At 63.4% G+C, this 18,733-nt stretch carries 17 protein-coding genes and 1 tRNA gene; 9 read left to right on the plus strand and 9 right to left on the minus strand.

Annotation, left to right across the window (positions count from 1 at the left end):
* Positions 1 to 73: 73 nt before the first annotated feature.
* Positions 74 to 418 (plus strand): LysR substrate-binding domain-containing protein, encoded by a 345-nt coding sequence (locus OSH10_RS17150; RefSeq protein ID WP_266333373.1) that lies wholly within the window; start codon positions 74 to 76, stop codon positions 416 to 418.
* A gap of 74 nt (positions 419 to 492) precedes the next feature.
* Here the strand turns inward: OSH10_RS17150 and OSH10_RS17155 are convergent, their stop codons facing one another.
* The 7 genes from OSH10_RS17155 to OSH10_RS17185 form a co-directional block, all read right to left on the minus strand.
* Complete coding sequence (locus tag OSH10_RS17155; protein WP_266333156.1) at positions 493 to 2,259, minus strand: oleate hydratase; 1,767 nt, start codon at positions 2,257 to 2,259, stop codon at positions 493 to 495.
* A gap of 69 nt (positions 2,260 to 2,328) precedes the next feature.
* Positions 2,329 to 2,916, minus strand: a complete 588-nt coding sequence (locus tag OSH10_RS17160) for an alcohol dehydrogenase catalytic domain-containing protein (protein WP_266333157.1) — start codon at positions 2,914 to 2,916, stop codon at positions 2,329 to 2,331.
* On the minus strand, positions 2,897 to 3,694 hold the full coding sequence (locus OSH10_RS17165; RefSeq protein ID WP_266333158.1) for a (S)-acetoin forming diacetyl reductase: 798 nt from the start codon (positions 3,692 to 3,694) through the stop codon (positions 2,897 to 2,899). The genes OSH10_RS17160 and OSH10_RS17165 overlap by 20 nt, the downstream gene beginning before the upstream one ends.
* A 67-nt stretch (positions 3,695 to 3,761) precedes the next feature.
* A complete protein-coding gene (locus OSH10_RS17170; RefSeq protein ID WP_266333159.1) occupies positions 3,762 to 5,153 on the minus strand; it encodes an NAD-dependent succinate-semialdehyde dehydrogenase in 1,392 nt (463 codons plus the stop codon).
* Between the two features lie 57 nt (positions 5,154 to 5,210).
* Positions 5,211 to 6,626: an NAD(P)(+) transhydrogenase (Re/Si-specific) subunit beta gene (locus OSH10_RS17175; protein WP_266333160.1), complete on the minus strand. Its 1,416-nt coding sequence runs from the start codon at positions 6,624 to 6,626 to the stop codon at positions 5,211 to 5,213.
* 1 nt (position 6,627) lies between these two features.
* Complete coding sequence (locus OSH10_RS17180) at positions 6,628 to 6,951, minus strand: NAD(P) transhydrogenase subunit alpha (RefSeq protein ID WP_266333161.1); 324 nt, start codon at positions 6,949 to 6,951, stop codon at positions 6,628 to 6,630.
* Between the two features lie 12 nt (positions 6,952 to 6,963).
* Positions 6,964 to 8,115: an NAD(P) transhydrogenase subunit alpha gene (locus tag OSH10_RS17185; protein ID WP_266333162.1), complete on the minus strand. Its 1,152-nt coding sequence runs from the start codon at positions 8,113 to 8,115 to the stop codon at positions 6,964 to 6,966.
* 164 nt (positions 8,116 to 8,279) lie between these two features.
* On the opposite strand from OSH10_RS17185, the gene OSH10_RS17190 reads away from it, so the two are divergent.
* Positions 8,280 to 8,930: a TetR/AcrR family transcriptional regulator gene (locus tag OSH10_RS17190; RefSeq protein WP_266333163.1), complete on the plus strand. Its 651-nt coding sequence runs from the start codon at positions 8,280 to 8,282 to the stop codon at positions 8,928 to 8,930.
* 248 nt (positions 8,931 to 9,178) lie between these two features.
* Here the strand turns inward: OSH10_RS17190 and OSH10_RS17195 are convergent.
* Positions 9,179 to 9,268 (minus strand) — tRNA-Ser (locus OSH10_RS17195).
* A gap of 374 nt (positions 9,269 to 9,642) precedes the next feature.
* Between OSH10_RS17195 and OSH10_RS22975 the strand changes: the two genes are divergently transcribed.
* From OSH10_RS22975 to metG, 5 genes are all read left to right on the plus strand, one after another.
* A complete protein-coding gene (locus tag OSH10_RS22975; RefSeq protein WP_407660729.1) occupies positions 9,643 to 10,941 on the plus strand; it encodes a septal ring lytic transglycosylase RlpA family protein in 1,299 nt (432 codons plus the stop codon).
* Positions 10,942 to 11,038: 97 nt separating this feature from the next.
* Complete coding sequence (locus tag OSH10_RS17205) at positions 11,039 to 12,226, plus strand: D-alanyl-D-alanine carboxypeptidase family protein (RefSeq protein ID WP_266333164.1); 1,188 nt, start codon at positions 11,039 to 11,041, stop codon at positions 12,224 to 12,226.
* Positions 12,223 to 12,876, plus strand: coding sequence for a dTMP kinase (tmk, locus tag OSH10_RS17210; RefSeq protein ID WP_407660726.1), 654 nt, complete (start codon positions 12,223 to 12,225; stop codon positions 12,874 to 12,876). Before OSH10_RS17205 ends, tmk begins: the two co-directional genes overlap by 4 nt.
* A 3-nt stretch (positions 12,877 to 12,879) precedes the next feature.
* Positions 12,880 to 13,950, plus strand: a complete 1,071-nt coding sequence (locus OSH10_RS17215; RefSeq protein WP_266333167.1) for a DNA polymerase III subunit delta' — start codon at positions 12,880 to 12,882, stop codon at positions 13,948 to 13,950.
* 37 nt (positions 13,951 to 13,987) lie between these two features.
* Complete coding sequence (metG, locus tag OSH10_RS17220) at positions 13,988 to 15,583, plus strand: methionine--tRNA ligase (protein WP_266333375.1); 1,596 nt, start codon at positions 13,988 to 13,990, stop codon at positions 15,581 to 15,583.
* Positions 15,584 to 15,841: 258 nt separating this feature from the next.
* Here the strand turns inward: metG and OSH10_RS17225 are convergent, their stop codons facing one another.
* On the minus strand, positions 15,842 to 16,822 hold the full coding sequence (locus OSH10_RS17225) for a glycosyl transferase family 90 (RefSeq protein ID WP_266333168.1): 981 nt from the start codon (positions 16,820 to 16,822) through the stop codon (positions 15,842 to 15,844).
* A 234-nt stretch (positions 16,823 to 17,056) separates the two neighbouring features.
* Here OSH10_RS17225 and OSH10_RS17230 point away from each other — a divergent pair, with 234 nt between their 5' ends.
* On the plus strand, positions 17,057 to 17,869 hold the full coding sequence (locus OSH10_RS17230; protein WP_266333169.1) for a TatD family hydrolase: 813 nt from the start codon (positions 17,057 to 17,059) through the stop codon (positions 17,867 to 17,869).
* Entirely contained in the window at positions 17,862 to 18,701 is an 840-nt protein-coding gene (locus OSH10_RS17235) for an MBL fold metallo-hydrolase (protein WP_266333171.1), read from the plus strand. Before OSH10_RS17230 ends, OSH10_RS17235 begins: the two co-directional genes overlap by 8 nt.
* Positions 18,702 to 18,733 lie beyond the last annotated feature (32 nt).

Here is an 18,733-nt window from a genome sequence, read left to right on the forward strand (position 1 = left end):
ACAATCATATGGTGGGCGTGATTGAGTCCCGAGCCTAGCGGCGCACAAGGCCACAATCCGAGCCAAACTTGCTCTGGCGCAGCACCAGTGTCTTCACCAACGCTCTCCCAGCAGCGGTAGGATCCGACCCTGGCCGTTTGCTCGCGGGGAACGTCAGGGAAAGATCGTTCTGCCCGAACGGATGAGCGCGACGGCGGTCGATCCTCTGATCGCGTTGGCGATCGAGGGGCTGGGCATTGCCTGTCTGCCGCCCTTTGCGATCCGCGACGAGATCGCTGACGGCCGTCTCGTGTCGATTTTGGACGAGTGGGTGGAAGAGGCTGATCAGTTCAACGTGCTCTGGCCGGCCAGCCGCCAGATCACGCCCAAACTGAGGGCGTTCGTCGACTTCATGTCCGAGCATCTGCAGCCGCAATAAGCATCGCATATCGCGCCGGTTCGTCCCGTTTTCGCTGTCATGGTGACGGGCGGAGCGGCGGCTATCTGGCACACTCATTCGGAAATCAGCTTATACTCCTTCAGCAGGTCGCCGATCTCGGTTGTATCGAGCTTTTTCAGAAGCAGGTTGCGCAGGAAGGCCGGGCCTGGGATGTCGATCCCCTTACCATCTCGCAGCGGAGCCACGGCCGCCAGCAGCGTGCGAATGTCGTAGGTCGAGTTGAACACTTCCGGCACGCCGCGTTCGATATTAAGCAGCGTATAGACGGCCTCCATCGGCGTGCGCACCGAGTATTCGGTGGTGAAGATGCAATCCCGCTCCTTCGCCTCGGCGAACTGGCCGATGAACGCGAAATTGACGGCATCCTTTGGCACGACATCTGGTCGGTCGCCGGCCTGGCGCGGCATGAAGAACGCGGTGATGTAGGGCATCATCACCGGCACTGTCTTCGCGCCGGTTGCCGCCAGTTCAGGAATCTCCTCAACCGGCACGCCCAGATGGTAGAGCCACTCCTGCGTGATCTCCTCGCCGCTGCAGTCCTGCATCGGTTTCTTCACGTAGTCGCCGGGCCTGTCCACGAATAGCGAATAGAACCAGCACACGACCTGATCCTTCGGCTGTTGCTTGAAGTGCGGCTGGCGGTTCACCGTCCAGCTGCACAGCCAACTCGAATCTTTGACGGTGACAATGCCGCCGCTGACCACCTTGCCGCTGAAGGGATCGCGTTTGACGACCTTCTGGATGTAGCTGGGGATACGCTCATCGAGCGTGGTGATCGTGGCCGATTCCCATTTTGTCTCCGGAATGTGGGCGCCGAACACGTCGGGGCGGCCAAAAGCCGGATCCTTCGCGGCGATGCGCCGCCACAGGTCCCATGCCGGGGCCGGCCCCTCGTTGAGCTTTGCAGGCGTGTGATGATCGCCGGTGTCGGAATTTTCGGTCAGCGAGCCGATGGTCATGAACACCAGATCGTCCGGGCCGAGATCAACGCCGCTCGGTGCGTCATCTTGCAGCCAGTGGATGCGCGTGGCCTGCTTGCGGTCCGACTGAATTTCGAAATCGACGTCGGTGACCTCGACGCCATAGCGGAACGTCACGCCGTGATCCTGCAACCATTTGACCAGCGGCAGGACAAGCGATTCATATTGATTGTACCGGGTGAATTTTAGCGTCGAAAAATCCGCCAGGCCGTGGATGTGATGAATGAAGCGATGCAAATAGAGCTTCATCTCCAGTGCCGAATGCCATTCCTCGAAGGCGAACATGGTGCGCCAGTAGAGCCAGAAATTGCTGGCCAGGAAATCCTCGCCGAGGACTTCGTTGATGCGCTTGTTCTCCATCTCCTCGCGGGTAGCGAAGAAAAGCCGCAGCAGATCCTTTTGCGCCTTGTCGTTCAGGGTCAGCAGGGCCTTGTCGGGAACGTCTTGCCCCTGCTTCTGTGTGGTGCGCTGCAGCGAGGAGTTGGGATCGCTCTTGTTGAGCCAGAAGAATTCATCGAGGACGCTTGCATCGTCGATCTCCAGCGAAGGGATCGAGCGGAACAGGTCCCACAGGCATTCGAAATGGTCTTCCATCTCGCGGCCGCCTCGGATCACGAAGCCCTTTTCAGGTTCCTTGATCCCGTCCAGCGCGCCACCCGGCAGCTTCAACTCTTCGAGGATGGTGATCCGGTCGCCTGCCATGTGTCCGTCGCGGATCAGGAAGGCTGCGCCGGCAAGCGAGGCAAGGCCCGATCCAACGAACCAGGCCGTCTTGTTCTCGACCCCTTCGGGTTTGCGGGGACGGGCAAAGGCTTCGAAGTTTCCGCTGGAATAGTGCATCGCAAATATCCTTCTCAGTAAGCGCCGGCTCATCGTGTTTCGGATGGCAGCGTTCGTCATCAGCCTCGCTTATCGGGCTTCGAGGCATAGGTGGCCGCCGGCGTTCTTTTTCCCCGTGTCCGTTACATGCGCAAAATATCCCTTGCGCACGAGATTCATAAATTCGAGACCGGACGTGGCGTAGCCGCCGTCGCGCGTATTGCCGGTGAATTGCGGATCCTCGCACAGGTTCTCGCGCGCGCTTCGGCAGTAAGGGCAAATCCTGCAGATATGGCCGAGCCAGGGGATGCCGACGCGTTCTACTGGACGATGGTCGTCAACGCCGATGCCGACAGCCTCGATGCGGCCGACGATCTCATGGCCGGGAATGAGATCTTGACGAGAATCTGGCCCGCGCCCACGGTGGGCACCGGGACCTCTTCGATCCTCAACGGCTTGCCGAATTCGCGGACGACCGCAGCCTTCATGGTCCTGGTCCTGGTCATGGATACCTCCAGGGTGTTGGTTGACGTATTCTCGAGGATTGCTTTCACACTCCTGGCGGCGCAGTTGTTCCAGCGATAGGCGAGGGCGCGTTCGATCGGGGCGTGCGATCCGATGAGGTACCCGGATCGCGGTCCGCCCGACGCCGATGAAATCAATTGAAGACCATACCACCGTCGATGATGAGGGCCTGACCAGTCATGTAGTCTGAATCCGGGCCAGCAAGGTATGAGACGCAGGCGGCGACATCTTCCGGTTGGGAGATGCGACCGAGCGCAACGCTACTTGCCCACTGCTGGAGACCCCATTCCAGGGACTTGCCGTTCTCGTCGGCGACCTTTTGCGCGATGCCCTCCATCATCGGCGTGCGCACGATGCCCGGGCAATAGGCATTGGACGTGATACCGAGCGGGGCGAGATCCTTTGCTGCGGTCTGGGTAATGCCGCGAATGGCGAACTTGGTGGCGCCATATACAGCGAGGTCCGGATTACCGACCTGACCGGCCTGTGACGAAGCGTTGATGATCTTGCCGACGATATCTCCCTTCTTCGCGGGCTTGCGCGCCTTGAAATGCTTCACGGCGGCCTGGATGCCCCAATAGGTCCCCCCGACATTGACGTCGAACACCTTGTGGTAGATTTCGGGGGTGATGTCCTCGATCGGCGTGACCGGGCCAAGGCCGGCATTGTTGATCATCACGTCCAGACGGCCGAAACGGGCAACGACCTCATCCACCGCCCGAAAGACTTGTTCGCGTTGCGAAACATCCACCTGGACGCCGAGCGCCTCGCCGCCGCTGGCGATAATCGCGTCGGCCGCTTTTTTTGCCGTGGCGGCATTATAGTCGAGACAGCCAATGGCAAAACCATCCCTGGCAAGGCGGATGGCGATAGCGAGACCGATGCCCTGACCGGCACCCGTGACAACGGCAACTTTTTTATTGGCAGCCATGCTGCTAATCCTTCCATTCAATTAAGATCAATGCTCCCTCAAGCCGAAAGGCGGGAGGGAGCCGTGCTCAGAAATGAGCGTCGATATCGACCACGTCGATGAGCTTGTGGTTTACGAATTCCTTCAGCCCGAGACCGATGAGTTCGCGGCCATAGCCGGAGCGGCGGATGCCGCCGAAAGGCAGGTCGGCCTCCACCTTGGTGGGATGGTTGACGAAGACCATGCCCGTCGAAATCTGTTTGGCGACTTCAAAGCCATGGGCGGGGTTGGAGGTGAACACCGAACCGCCGAGGCCGAAGGGGCTATCGTTGGCGATGCGCACGGCGTCGGCCTCATCCTTCGCCCGGAACAGCAGTGAGACCGGTCCGAAGAACTCCCAGTAGCGTGCTGGATTGTCCTCGCCGACATCCGTCAGGATGGTAGGCTGGACGAAGGCGCCCTGATTGGGCACAGGCGGCCCGACCTCCTCGGCCCTCGCGCCGAGCCTTACCGCCTCGCGGATCTGCTCCTTCACGTCGTCGGCAGCCTTCTGCGACGACAGCGGCGCCAGCGTCGTGTTCGGATCGAAGGGGTCGCCGGCGACGAGACCCGCGACGCCCGTGCGATAACGCTGGAGGAAAGAATCATAGACCGGATCGACGACGATCAGGCGCTTGGAAGAGCAGCAGACCTGTCCGCCGTTCCAGTGCCGGCCGAACACGGCCCATTTCGTCGTCTTCTCCAGATCGGCGTCCGCCAGCACCACGAAGGCGTCGGCGCCGCCGAGTTCCATGGTCGACTTCTTCAGCGCCTTGCCCGCCTGCGCGGCCACGATTGATCCAGCAGCTTCGGACCCCGTCAGCGCGACGCCGTGGACGCGATCGTCGTTGATAATCAGTTCGATCTGCGCACGCGTGGCATACAGGTTCCGGAAGGCGCCATCTGGAAGGCCGGCCTCCCGCATCAGTTTCTCGAAGGCAGCCGCACTCTGCGGCACGTTGGAGGCATGTTTCAGCAATACCGTATTCCCGGCTGAAAGCTGCGGCGCGAGGATGCGGGCAATCTGGTAATAGGGGAAGTTCCACGGCTCGATCGCCAGAAGCACGCCGAGCGGCTCGTGCACGAGGATGGCGTCGCCCTCCGCCGGATCGAGCACCGGCAGTTTTCCGGGCTTGAGCAGTTCCTCGGCGTTGCGGACGTAATATTCAAAGATCTTCGCCGACAGCTCGACCTCTGCCTTCGCTTCGGCGAAGATCTTGCCCATCTCCAGCGTCAGCAACTTTGCATAGGCATCGCTGTCACGGCGCAGGATGTCGGCCGCCTTCTGCAGGATGCGGCCACGTTCAGCAAAGGGCGTGGTCTTCCAGTCCAGAAAGGCGCTATGGGCTTTGTCGATTGCCTCGCGCACCTCCGCGTCCGTCGCGTCGGCAAAGGTTTTTAGCGTTTCACCGCTATAGGGATTGATCGTTGCGTAGGTCATTTTTCTCTCTCCTTCAATTGATGGAGCGGTCAGGCGAATGGCGCCTTTCCACCTGTTTCAGGCGCCAAGGTCCTTCACCGCCTGGACCATTTGCGTGAGCACGGCCTGGGCATCGCCATAGACCATGCTGCAATTCTCCCCGTAGAAGAGGAGGTTCTCGACGCCGGAATAGCCTTTGCCCTGGCCGCGTTTGATGACGTAGACCTGATGGGCCTGGTCGGCGTTAAGGATCGGCATGCCGTAGATCGGCGAGGACTTGTCGGTGCGTGCCGCCGGGTTGACGACGTCATTCGCCCCGATCACGAGCGCGACATCGGTACTGGCGAAGTCAGCGTTGATGTCTTCCATGTCGAAGATAATGTCGTAGGGAACGCCGGCCTCGGCGAGCAGCACGTTCATGTGGCCGGGCATGCGGCCGGCGACGGGATGGATCGCGAACTTGACGTCGACACCGGCGGCCTGGAGCAGCTTGACGAACTCGTAGAGCTTCTGTTGGCCTTGCGCGACCGCGAGGCCGTAGCCTGGGATGATGATGACGTTCGAGGCGTAGCGCATGGCGATGCCCGCATCTCTCGCGTCGGTCGACTTCATCTGACCCTGCACCTCGCTGGTGCCGGATGTGGCGGCATCGCCGAAATTCGAGAAGAGGACGTTGGCGAGCGAACGGTTCATCGCCTTGGCCATCAGGATCGTCAGCAGCGTGCCGGCTGAGCCGACCACCATGCCGGCGATCATCAGCGCCGGGTTCTGCAGCGCATAACCTTCGAGAGCAACGGCCAGGCCGGTGAAGGCATTGAAGAGCGAGATCACCACCGGCATGTCGGCGCCGCCGATCGGCAGGGTCATCATGATGCCGAAGGCCAGCGCACCGAGGAAGAACAGCACCGCCAAAACCGGCAGCAGCGGGTCATCGAAAAAAGCAATGACCGCGACGCCAAGCAGGACGGTCGTCAGGAACACGAGAGCGTTGACGATGCGCTGTCCGCTGAAGCGCCACGGTCTGTTGATCTTGCCGTCGAGCTTGGCCCAGGCGATCACCGATCCGGTGAGCGAGATCGAGCCGATCAGCGCGCCTGCCACAGTTACGGCAAGGATCTCCACGGCCTGCATGCCGCGTGCCGAGAGTTCAACTGCCGCCACCGCCGCGGCAGCGCCGCCCCCCATGCCGTTATAGAGCGCGACCATCTGCGGCATCGCCGTCATCTCGACCTTGCGGCCACGCATCCAGGCCCAACCGCCGCCGATGAGAAGCGCAATCACGGCTAGGATCAGGTTGATTGTCAGATGCGGCCGGACCGTATCGGGCAGATCGAAGATCACCAGGAAGCTGGCCGCGACCGCGACCACCATGCCGACGCCCGCCACCACGATACCCGACAGCGCCGTTGCCGGCGATGACATGCGTTTCAGGCCGAGGATGAAGAAAGCCGCGGCGGCAAGACCGCTCAATCCCAAAATGTGCTGAGCGAACATGTCAGTTCTTCTTTCCGGCGGTGGATTTGTCGCCGCTGGTTTTGAACATCGCGAGCATGCGGTCGGTCACGATGTAGCCACCCGCCGCATTGGCGGCGCCAAGCGCGACAGCAAGAAAGCCGACGATCTGGGCAAACAGCGAGGTCGCGCTGATGAGCGCATGCAGCGCGCCGACAACGACGATGCCATGGATGAAGTTCGACCCGGACATGAGCGGCGTATGGAGGATCGAGGGCACCCGGCTGATGACTTCGTAGCCGGTGAAAGCCGCGAGCATGAAGATGTAAAGGGCGATGAGCCAGGTCATCGATGTGTCGATCGCCATTCTGAGATCTCCTTATGCGTTCTCGGCTTCGAGGCTTTTTCCGGCCTGGAGGCTTTCACGAACGACCTTGTTCCGGATCTCGCCCGCATGAGTGAGGGTTGCGCCGGCGATCACCTCGTCCTGGAAGTCGAGTTTGAGCGCGCCGTCCTTGACGATCAGCCCGATGAGATTGAGCAGGTTCTTGGCGTAGAGTTCGCTCGCATGCTGGGCGAGCGCGGATGGCACGTTCAATGGGCCCAGAATCGTGGCGGGGCCGACCGTGACCGTTTCGCCGGGCTTCGTACCCTCGCAATTACCGCCGCCCTCGGCACCGAGGTCGACGATGACGGAGCCCGGCCTCATCGCGGAGATCTGCGCGGCCGAAATCAGCTTCGGCGACGGCCGTCCAGGCACAGAGGCCGTGGTGATGATCATATCGGCTTCGGCGATGTGCTGGCTGAGCGCCTTTTGGACCCGTTCCTTCTCATCGACCGTCAGCTCACGGGCATAGCCGCCTTCGCCGCGCGCATCGATGCCGGTCTCGACGAACTTTGCTCCGAGTGACTGGGCCTGCTCCTTTGTCTCGGGCCGGACGTCATAGCCCTCGGTGATCGCGCCAAGCCGATGCGCGGTTGCAAGCGCCGAGAGGCCGGCGACGCCGAGGCCCATGACCAGAACTCTCGCGGCCCGCAGCGAACCGACAGCGGTCGTCATCATCGGCAGGATGCGCGGCATGTGCACGGCGCCGAGCAGCGGCGCATAATAGCCGGCGAGTGCCGCCTGGCTCGACAGCGCGTCCATCGACTGTGCCCGGCCTATGCGCGGGATCAGTTCCATCGCCAGCGCAGTCACATGTCTGTCCCGCAGCTCTGCAACGAGGCTTGGATTCGTTTGGCTATAAATGAAAGACACCAGCACGGAGCCGACCTTCATAGCGCGGAGGACTTCGACAGTCGGGGGTTGAACGGCGAGGACGATGTCCGCATCTGCGACCAGTCCGCTAGCCGTGTCGTAGAACGAAGCATCCTTGTAAGCTTCGTCGGCAAAGGTCGCGGCACGGCCCGCGCCTGCCTGAAGATTCACCGAAGCACCAAGGCGTTCCAGCCCTGCGGCGACTGTGGGCACGACGGCAACACGCTTTTCGCCCGGCTTTGTTTCCTTGAGGACTGCTATCTTGATCGCCATAACCGGCTCCACGGTGAATGAGCCTCACCATTGAGGGGATCCTGTGGAGTTCAGCTTAGGCTGCTAGCCGTAGACCGCCTTGATCGAGATCAAATGAGATCCAGATTTCACCTGATATCAGTTGAGCCTAATTCTCATTGCCAGGGAGGAGGCATTCGAGCAGCATGATGATGACTGTCGGAAGAAAAAGGTTGAGCCGCCAGGAAACGCAGGCGCAGACCCGTGAAAGCCTTATCGAGGCGGCGCGAAAGCTGTTTGTGGAACGTGGCTTCGGCGGAACGTCATTGCGCGACATCGCCGAGGAGGCCGGATACTCGCAGGGGGCGTTCTATTCGAATTTCACCTGTAAGGAGGCTGTGCTGCTTGAACTCCTGAAAAGGCATGTCGCCGTGGAAGACAGCCAGCTCGATGCCATCGTGGGAAACGAGAATAGCGCGATCGACCAGATCCTCCTCGAGTTGGAAACGAGATTCGAGGCGCTCAAGGAAAAGAAGGACTGGTCGATACTGGCTGTCGAACTTCAGTTGCATGCGCTGAGAAGTCCGACTTTCGCCGAGAGTTACGCCTGCTTCTGGCGGGAGCACGAGCAGCGGGTCGCAACGCTGATCGGGCGGATGTTCGCGCGCCTAAGGAAAGCGCCCCCGGCTCGGACGGAGCAATTGGCGATAGGGTTTATTGCACTGGTCAATGGATTGGTAGTGCAGGAGAGCGTTAGCAGCCCGGCGCGACTTGCTCCGACCCTCACCATGTTCCTGCGAGCCATCATCGCTGCGGGAACGAATGCATCCGATGACTCCCCCGAGGCCGGTGCATAATCGGCGGCATGCATCCACCGCTTGGAGGCTGTTCGTGGCGTCCTTTCGATTCCGGACGTTGACGGAGGATGGCATGGCCCAGCGGCAGGCAAGGACGACGCCAGAGATCAATCCCTTCAAAGGGGTGTGTCAGACGGCGTTGGAACGGGATCCCCTATCGGCGCAATTCCACGCCGATTCAAAGCTATAGGCGGCGTTTTCGCAAGCATAGCGAAGAATATCGCGCTCTAGCGTAGAATCGGCGGGGCTGGCGGACGGGGTGGGATTCGAACCCACGGAGGGCTTGCACCCTCGGCGGTTTTCAAGACCGCTGCCTTAAACCACTCGGCCACCCGTCCGGGTCGATCGGGGATCAATGCTGAACACCGACGGCGATTGCAAGCGCAACCTTCGATCCAGATGTGGATGACCCGTCATGCGCCCGGAATGGTGACGATTGATTAACGATCTCGCCAAGTCCTTGGGGTTCCACGCAATTGACGCAATTCAGCCACGTTTGATTAACCAGCCGGAAAGGCCAAACCGGCTGAATGCGATCTCATGTCAGGATCGGGGCGCGCGTGGCTGCATGCTCCGTCTGGCCCGAAAGGCGTCGGCACCGGTCGATCCAATCGACAAATGCAACGGTTGCTGCTATCGGATAGGCGAGATGGGGATTTCAAAAATACAGATTCTGGGCCTGTTCGGCTCGGAAGCGCCGCAGGGCAGGGTGATGCTGAAGGCTGCGACCGCTGTCGCCGCCGCCGCGCTCCTCGCGTCCTGCGCCACAGCCCCGCCCAAGCCGGCCAAGCGCAGCAAGGAATATTTCTCCGAGAAGGAGTATGGCGTCAAAGCCAGTCCGCGCGTTGTCCAGTACGGCCAGCCCGTGCCGCAGGGCGGTGGCCGCTACATGGTGGGCAAGCCCTATACGGTGAAGGGCCGCGTCTACAAGCCGTTCGAGCACAAGCGCTATACCGCCGTCGGCTACGCCTCCTGGTATGGCTCGGCTTTTCATGGCCGCTATACCGCGAATGGCGAAGTCTATGACATGGACGGCTTTTCGGCGGCCCACCCGACCATGCCCCTGCCGAGCTATGCCCGCGTCACCAATCTGCGCAATGGCCGCTCGATCACGGTGCGGGTCAACGATCGCGGCCCCTATGCCAGCGACCGCGTGATGGACCTTTCCTCGCGCACCGCCGAGGTGCTCGACATGAAGCACCACGGCACCGCCAAGGTGAAGGTCGAATATATCGGTCCGGCCCGGATGGAAGGCCACGATCAGCGCATGCTGCTGGCCTCCTACAGGGGGCCGGGCAGCAGCATCTCGGGCGATACCATGCTCGCCATGGCGCCGACTCCGGCGCTTCGCGCCCCGAGTGCCAATCCGGCCGTCGTCATGGCGGCCCTGGCGCCCGTTCCGCGGCCACGGCCCGATTTTTACGAAGGCGGCGACGCTTTCGATCCGGCGCTCGCCTATAACGGGGCACAGCCGGCCCGCCACGTCGTGGCGCAGGCCGACGCCGCGCCGCAAGGCAGCAATTACGGCGAGCGTTCGCTGGGCTCCTATACGGTCACCAGCCCTGTCGGTTTCTCCGATGCGGAGGCGATACCCGCCTCGATGTCATCGGACGCGTATGCTCCGCCCGTGCGCCGCTCGGCCCGCTCTTCCTACGCGGCCGATATGCCGGTCTCGCCGGCGCAGCGCGCCGTCGCCGACCTTGCCGCAGGGGGCGCCGGAAAGGACAGGCTGCAATCGGCGCTCGACGCCGCCGTGGAGCGGGTCGCGTCCGAACGCGGCGCTGACGTTCCGGTGATCCAACTCGGCGTGTTCTCGAACCTGGCCAATGTCCAGGCCGTGGCCGGCCGCTTCACCGAGCTCGGCCGCGTCACGGCAACGCCGATCACGGTCGGCGGCAAGAGCCTGCAATCGATGCGGCTGGTCCTGGCCGATCGCTCGATGCGCGGCGAGGATGCCGTCCGCTCGGTGCAGGCTGCGGGATTGCCGGGTGCCTATCTGGTCACCCGCTGACCACGATCGTCATTGATCGCGGCGCATCGAGCCTGTTAACCAGAACAGGGCGGCGGCTGGCCGCTGCCGCTCTGGTTCTCGCGCCCGGTATTCCGTGATGCTTTCCTGCCGGTACCCGCTCCGCCTTTTCGTCTGTGCCGTGCTGATGATCGTCGGCATGGCGGTGCAGACATGGGTGGCCTTTGCCGCTCCCTATGAAAGCAAGGCGGCGAGCGCGATGCTGGTCGACGTCGACTCCGGCACGATCCTCTACAGCAAGGCGGAGGACGTGCCGTTCCAGCCCGCCGCCATGGCCAAGATGATGACGATGGCGGTGGTATTCGACGCCATCCATGAGGGCAAGATCCACCTCGAGGACAGTTTCCCGGTCAGCGAATATGCCTGGCGCACGGGCGGCGCCCCGTCCGGGAGCGCCACGATGTTCGCCAAGCTGAAATCCTCGATCGCGGTCTCCGATCTGCTGCGCGGCGCCATCGTTCAGGCGGGCAATGACGCCTGCATCATCCTGGCGGAAGGGATCGCGGGTTCCGAAGGCGCCTTCGTCGAGATGATGAACCGCAAGGCCAAGGCGCTGGGCCTGACCGGTTCGCATTTCGTCAACGTCTCCGGCCTGCCGGACCCGGCACAGAAGGTCACGGCGCAGGATCTGTACAAGATCGCCGACTACCTGATCCGCAGTTACCCCGATCTCTATAGTATCTACGCGGAGCCCGACTTCACCTGGAACAACATCTATCAGCGAAACCGCAATCCGCTGCTGGCCGCCGGCATTGGCGCGGACGGGCTTTCGACGGGTTTCACGAAGGAATCCGGTTATGGCCTGACCGCCTCGGCGGTTCGCGATGGTCATCGCATGATCGTCGTGATCAGCGGGCTCGAAAGCGACAAGGAGCGGGCAGAGGAGGCGCGCAAGCTGCTTGACTGGGGCAATGCCGCGTTCGAGCGGCTGCGCTTCTTCGATCGCGGCGAGGTGGTCGGCGAGGCTCGGGTCTATGGCGGCGCGGCGCGCTCGGTCGGGCTTGCGACGCGCGATCCGCTCGACATCCTGTTGATGCGGGGCAATCGCGAGCGGATTCGCGCCCGGATCACCTATACGGGCCCCTTGCTTGCACCGGTCGAGCAGGGCAGACAGGTCGGCGTCGTTCGCGTCTGGGTTGGCGATGCCCAGATTCTGGAGAAGCCCGTCTTCACCACCGCTGCCATCGCCAAGGGTTCAATGGATCAGCGCGCCCTCGACGCCGTCCAGCAACTGCTGATCGGCTGGCTGCCACAATGGAAGTTATGACGCGCTTGCCGGGTCGGTTCATCACATTCGAAGGCGGGGAGGGATCGGGCAAGTCGACCCAGATCCGCCGCCTGGCCGAGCGCCTGCGCGAGAGGGGCCAGACGGTCGTCTTGACGCGGGAGCCCGGGGGAACGGAGATGGCGGAGCAGATCCGCTCGTTCATCCTTTCGGGCGGTGCGGAACATCTGGGCCCCGAGGCGGAGACGATGCTGTTCGCGGCCGCCCGCGCCGACCATGTCGACCGCCTGATCCGGCCCGCGCTGGAGCGCGGGGAATGGGTGCTGTGCGACCGGTTCATCGATTCAACCCGCGCCTATCAGGGTTCGGATGGGGTCGATTCCGTCTTGCTCGACAGCCTCGAGAAGATTGCCATCGGCAGCGTGCGGCCGGACCTGACCCTAGTGCTCGACCTGCCGGTCGAGATCGGCCTGGCGCGCGCCGCACGGCGGCGTAGCGGGGAGGCGGGGCCCGCCGACCGGTTCGAGCGCGAGACGGTTGAACGGCACGAGCGGCGACGCCAATTGTTCCTGGCGATCGCGGCGGCCGACCCCGACCGCTGCCTCGTCATCGATGCCAACCAGACGCAGGACATTGTCGCCGATGCTATCTGGCAGGGCGTTCGCCAGCGCATGATCGAGAGTGTGAACTAGACCATGGCAGCGTCCGAGATCACCCGCCCCGACGCCATCGAGGGCTGGCCGCTGCCGGAGGAGCAGACCGAGTGGCATGGCGCCCCCGCGGTCGAGCGGCTGATGGTCGAGGCCTATCGCGGTGGCCGCATGCACCACGCCTGGATGATCGGCGGACCGCGCGGCATCGGCAAGGCGACGCTGGCCTATCGGTTCGCCCGCTTCGCGCTGACCTATCCCGATCCCGCCCGGGCTCCTGACGCCGAAACGTTGGCGGTGCCGTCGGATTCGCCGGCGGCCGGCAAGATCGCGGCCCGCTCACATCCCAACATCCTGACGCTATCGCGCCCCTGGGACGAGCAGGGTAAGCGCTTCAAGGCGAGCCTGACGATCGACGAGATCCGCCGGACAATTCCCTTCTTTGGATCCACGGCGGGCGAGGCGGGCTGGCGCATCGCGATCGTCGATTCGGCCGATGACATGAATCCCAATGCCGCCAATGCCTTGCTGAAGATTCTGGAAGAACCGCCGAAGCGCTCGCTGTTCCTGGTGGTTTCCCATGCCCCCGGCCGGCTGCTGCCGACCATCCGTTCGCGCTGCCGCCGGCTCGATCTGCCGTCGCTGGCGGTGCCTGCGATCGAGGAGGCGCTCAGGCGTCATTCGGATGCCGATGCGGACATCCGGCGCTTTGCCGCCGAGGCCGGTCAGGGCAGCCTTCGCCGCGCCATCGGCTTCCTCGATGAAGACGCCGCCGCAATGGGGCGTGCTTTTTCCCGCGTCGTGGCGCGGTTTCCGCAGTTCGACGGTCCGCTGGCGCATGGCCTCGGCGACCTGGTTGCGCAGCGTGGGGCGGACGAAGCCTTTGCCAATTTCGTCGATCTGGTCTTCGCCTGGCTGAACCGCCGCGCGCGCGGGCTGCCCGAGCCGGACGGCTCGCCGATCCCCGAAAGCGTGGCGGCGACGCCGCTTGCGACTTGGGCGGAGGTATGGGAAAAGCTGCGACAGTCTTCGGCTGAGGTCGAGGCGCTCAATCTCGACCGCAAACAGTTTGTGCTGACGACCATGAACATCCTCGCTCGCGCGACCCGAATGTGAAGCTGTCGAACGGCCGGCCTGGGCTGGCGCACAGACTATTGGTTGCGTTTACAAAAGAAGCGAGACAGCGGTGACAGCGCCGAAATTCTACATCACGACGGCTATTTCCTATCCGAATGGCGTTCCGCATATCGGCCATGCCTATGAAATGCTGGCAACCGATACGCTGGCGCGCTTCAAGCGGCTGGATGGCTATGACGTCTTCTTCCTGACCGGAACGGACGAGCACGGCATCAAGATGGTGCAGACGGCGGCGCGCGACGGCATCACCGCGCGCGAGCTGGCCGATCGCAACGTGCCCCGCTTCCAGGCGATGGCCGAGGCGCTGAACTGCTCCAATGACGACTTTATCCGGACCACCGAGCCGCGCCATTACCGCGCTTCGGAAGAGATCTGGCGTCGCATGGAAGCCAATGGCGACATCTACAAGGATGCCTATGCCGGCTGGTATTCGGTTCGCGACGAGGCCTACTACGCTGAGTCGGAAACCGAGGTTCGCGCCGACGGCCTGCGCTACGGCCCGCAGGGTACGGTCGTCGACTGGGTCGAAGAGGAGAGCTACTTCTTCCGCCTCTCCGCCTATGAGGATCGCCTGCTCGCGCATTACGAAGCCAATCGCGACTTCATCGGCCCCGACGAGCGCCGCAACGAGGTCGTCAGCTTCGTCAAGGGCGGGCTGAAGGACCTTTCGATCTCGCGTACGACCTTCGATTGGGGCATCCCGGTTCCGAGCGATCCGAAGCACGTGATGTATGTCTGGGTCGACGCCCTGACCAATTACATCACGGCGGTCGGCTTCCCGGACGACAAGAGCGAGAGCTTCCAGCGCTACTGGCCGGCCGACGTCCATGTCATCGGCAAGGACATCGTGCGCTTCCATTCGGTCTACTGGCCGGCATTCCTGTTCTCGGCCGGCCTGCAGCCGCCCAAGCGCGTCTTCGCGCATGGCTTCCTGTTCAACCGCGGCGAGAAGATGTCGAAGTCGCTCGGCAATGTCATCGATCCGTTCTCGCTGATCGAGCATTACGGCGTCGATCCCGTTCGCTTCTTCTTCCTGCGCGAAGTTCCCTTCGGCCAGGACGGCAATTACAGCCACGAGGCGATCATCAACCGGATCAATGCGGATCTGGCGAACGACCTCGGCAATCTCGCGCAGCGTTCGCTGTCGATGATCGGCAAAAACCTCGACGGCATCGTGCCACAGCCGGGCGCCTTGCAGCCGGCCGACGAGGAAATCCTTGCCGCCGCGGATGGCTTGCTGCCCACCTGCCGGACGGCCATGGATTCGCAGCAGATCCATCACGCGCTGAATGCGATCTGGGGCGTCGTTGCCGAGGCGAACCGCTATTTCGCCAACCAAGCGCCGTGGCAGCTACGCAAGACCGATCCGGAGCGCGCCGCGACCGTGCTGTATGTCACGGCCGAGGTGATCCGCCAGATCGCCATCCTGTCACAGCCGGTGATGCCGGGCTCGGCGGCCAAGCTGCTTGATCTTCTCGCCATTCCGGAGACGGAGCGCAGCTTCGCCTCGCTCGGCGCTGCCGGGCGCCTGGCGCCCGGATCGACGCTCCCGGCCCCGTCCGGCGTCTTCCCGCGCTATGTCGAGGCGGAAGAGGCTGAAAAGTCCGCGTGAGGGCCATCCGGGCAGCGCTCATGCGCCAGCCCGGGTCGCCTTTTCTCGGTGCCACGCCCGGCGTGTCCCGAGATTGGCCGTAAGCAAGACCCTCACCCAACCCTCTCCCGCACGCGGGCGAGGGCTTTTGGGCCTGCGTGGCTGCGACCTTGGGACTGGGTGCGATGCGCCTACCGCTCGCGGGAGAGGGTAGGGGTGAGGGGCTTTCTGACTTAAGGACGCTCCGCCGAAAGTGACTGAACCAGCCTAGGGACTCGACTACCCCGGCCCGAGCCGGTCGTTGATCCGCTGCACCGTTGCGATCGTCTCGGATTCCCGCGTGCGGCGCAGGGCGAAATCCTGACCGGCCGCCGCGATCTCGCGGCAGGCCTGGTCATGGGTCCGGCACCATTCGACCTTCTCGACGATGTCGGAGAGATCCGCCGCCACCGGGATGAAGTGCGTCCACGGCACGAACTCGTCATAGAACCACTGCCGGAAGCCGGCGGGCGACGCGACCTTGAGCACACAGCAGCCGAGCAGCATGCGCGTATAGAGATTGCCCCAGCTATTGGTCGGGCCATCGATGTCGATGGCGAACTTGACGTCGATCCAGCGCGCCGGCGGCACGAAGCTGCCGAGAATGCCATGCGCCTCCATCGCCTGTCGTGCCGGATGCGCCGCACGGTCGCGCTCGGGCACGATCAGCCGAACGTCGACATCATCCAGCCCGCGCAGCGCCAGGCACAGCCTTACCCGCTGCTTCAGGTTGGGATCGTCGATGTCCATCGCATCGGTCGTGGTGTCGCCATGGCCGGAGATGGCCCCGCGCCAGAGCAAGAGGTCGCTGCGCGCCGCCCATTGTCCTGGCCGGTTCTCGGCCAGCCGCCGGAAGGACTGGTAGATCTCCGGCTTCATGAAGCCGGGGTCCGGCATGAGGATCGCCTGCGGCTCGTCGGCGCAATAGGCGAGTTCGTTCGGGATGTTGCCGCCGCCATCGGAAATGCTCGCCGTGGCCGAGGTCACGCCGGGCGCGGTGCGCGCCATGATGTGGATCAGCGCCGGCAAACGGCGCCAGATCATCTCGAACTGATAGGGATCGCGCGCCATCAGGTCGAGGTCGAGCTTGACGTGCAACTGCGTGCCGATGCGCTCGAAATCGATCTGGAAGCGGTGCCGGGCGGCTTCGGTCAACTGGTTCAGCACCAGCGAGGCGGGGGCGCCCTGCATGGCGGGCAGCCGGGCCGCCAGCTTGCGCACCAGGGCCTCTTCCTTGAGGCGTCTCGGAAGGATCGCATAAAAAGTGCGTTGGCTGAGTTGCAAGTGCGAATCCCCGGCCGCCTGCGGTCACATAGGGCACTGTAGAGGCGGGATCTCGCCACTGTCCAGAATGGTCGACAGCGTGGCCGTTAGCCGCTACTGACAGCGCATCCAACACCCCATATTCGCGCCATGACATCTTCGATGACGCAATCAGCCGAGCCCCTGAACAGAATGCTGGTCGATAGCCACTGCCATCTCGATTTCGCCGATTTCGATGCCGACCGCGAGGCGCTGATGCAGCGTGCGCGCGACGCCGGCGTCGGCCTCATGGTCACCATCTCCACCCGCGTCCGCCAGTTCGACAAGATCCGCGCGCTGGCCGAGGCACATGACGAGGTCTATTGCTCGGTCGGCACGCATCCCAACAGCGCGCATGAAGAGCCCGACATCACCACCGAGGAACTGGTTACGCTGTCGGCGCATCCGAAGGTGGTCGCGATCGGCGAGGCGGGGCTCGACTATTTCTATGGCGCCGAACACAAGGTGCTGCAGGCGCAGGGCCTGCGCCGCCATATCGCCGCCGCCCGCATCACGCAGTTGCCGCTGGTCATCCATGCACGCGACGCGGACGAGGACATGATCGCCATCCTGCGCGACGAGATGGGGAAGGGGGCTTTCCCGGCCACCCTGCACTGCTTCTCCTCCGGCGCGGCGCTGGCGAAGGTCGGTCTCGAACTCGGCCTCTACGTTTCCTTCTCCGGCATCCTGACCTTCAAGAGCGCGCAGGCGATCCGCGACGTGGCCGAATTCGTGCCGATGGACCGGCTGCTGGTCGAGACCGACGCGCCCTATCTGGCGCCGGTGCCGCATCGCGGCCAGCGTAACGAGCCGGCCTATGTGCGCGATACCGCCGCCGTGCTGGCCGAGGTCAAGGGTGTGACCGCAGAGGAAATCGCGCGCGCGACGACAGAGAACTTCATGCGCCTCTTCACCAAGGTTCCGCGCGACGCGCTGGCGGGCCAGGCGGCCGCGCATCATGGCTGATGGCGGAGCAGGGGCCCCGCGCGCGGATCGGCTGCGCATCACCGTACTGGGCTGTGGCGCGTCGCCTGGCGTGCCGCGCATCGGCAATGACTGGGGCGCCTGCGACCCGTCCGAGCCGAAAAACCGGCGCACGCGGTCCTCGATCCTGATCGACGGCTTTCGCGGCGATCACCCCTATCCGACCCGCATTCTTGTTGATGCCGGCCCGGATGTCCGCAACCAGTTGCTCGACGCGCGCGTCGACCGGCTCGATGCGGTGCTTTTCACCCATCCCCATGCCGACCACACGCATGGCATCGATGATCTGCGCTCCTTCTGGCTGGATACGCACCGGCTGGTGCCGGTCTATTCGGACGATTTCACCCAGGAACGATTGGAAGAAGCGTTCGGCTATTGCTTCCGCACGCCCGCCGGCGGCAGCTATCCGCCGATCCTTGGCCGGACGCGCATTGAGGGCGGCGAGGGCTTCACGATCGACGGCCCCGGCGGCAAGCTCGACATCCTGCCGATCCGCCAGATCCATGGCGACATCGACAGCCTCGGCTTCCGCATTGGCGATTTCATCTATTCCAGCGATATCAGCGCCATCCCCGATGAAAGCCTGCCGCATTTCTCCGGCCTCCAGCTCTGGATGGTCGATGCGCTGCGCTGGCGGCCGCATCCAAGCCATTTCAGCGTCGACGATACGCTGGCCTGGCACGAGCGCCTGCGCCCGCGCCGGACGATCCTGACCCATATGCATGGCGATCTCGACTACGCGGCGCTCGCGGCCTATGTGCCCGGCGATGTCGAGCCGGCCCATGACGGGATGGTCATCCCCTTCCTGCTGTAGTTCCGGATGCGGCAATTCAGTTCTGGATGCGA

It is taken from the genome of Kaistia defluvii (genome assembly GCF_026343955.1).
Lineage (GTDB): Bacteria > Pseudomonadota > Alphaproteobacteria > Rhizobiales > Kaistiaceae > Kaistia > Kaistia defluvii.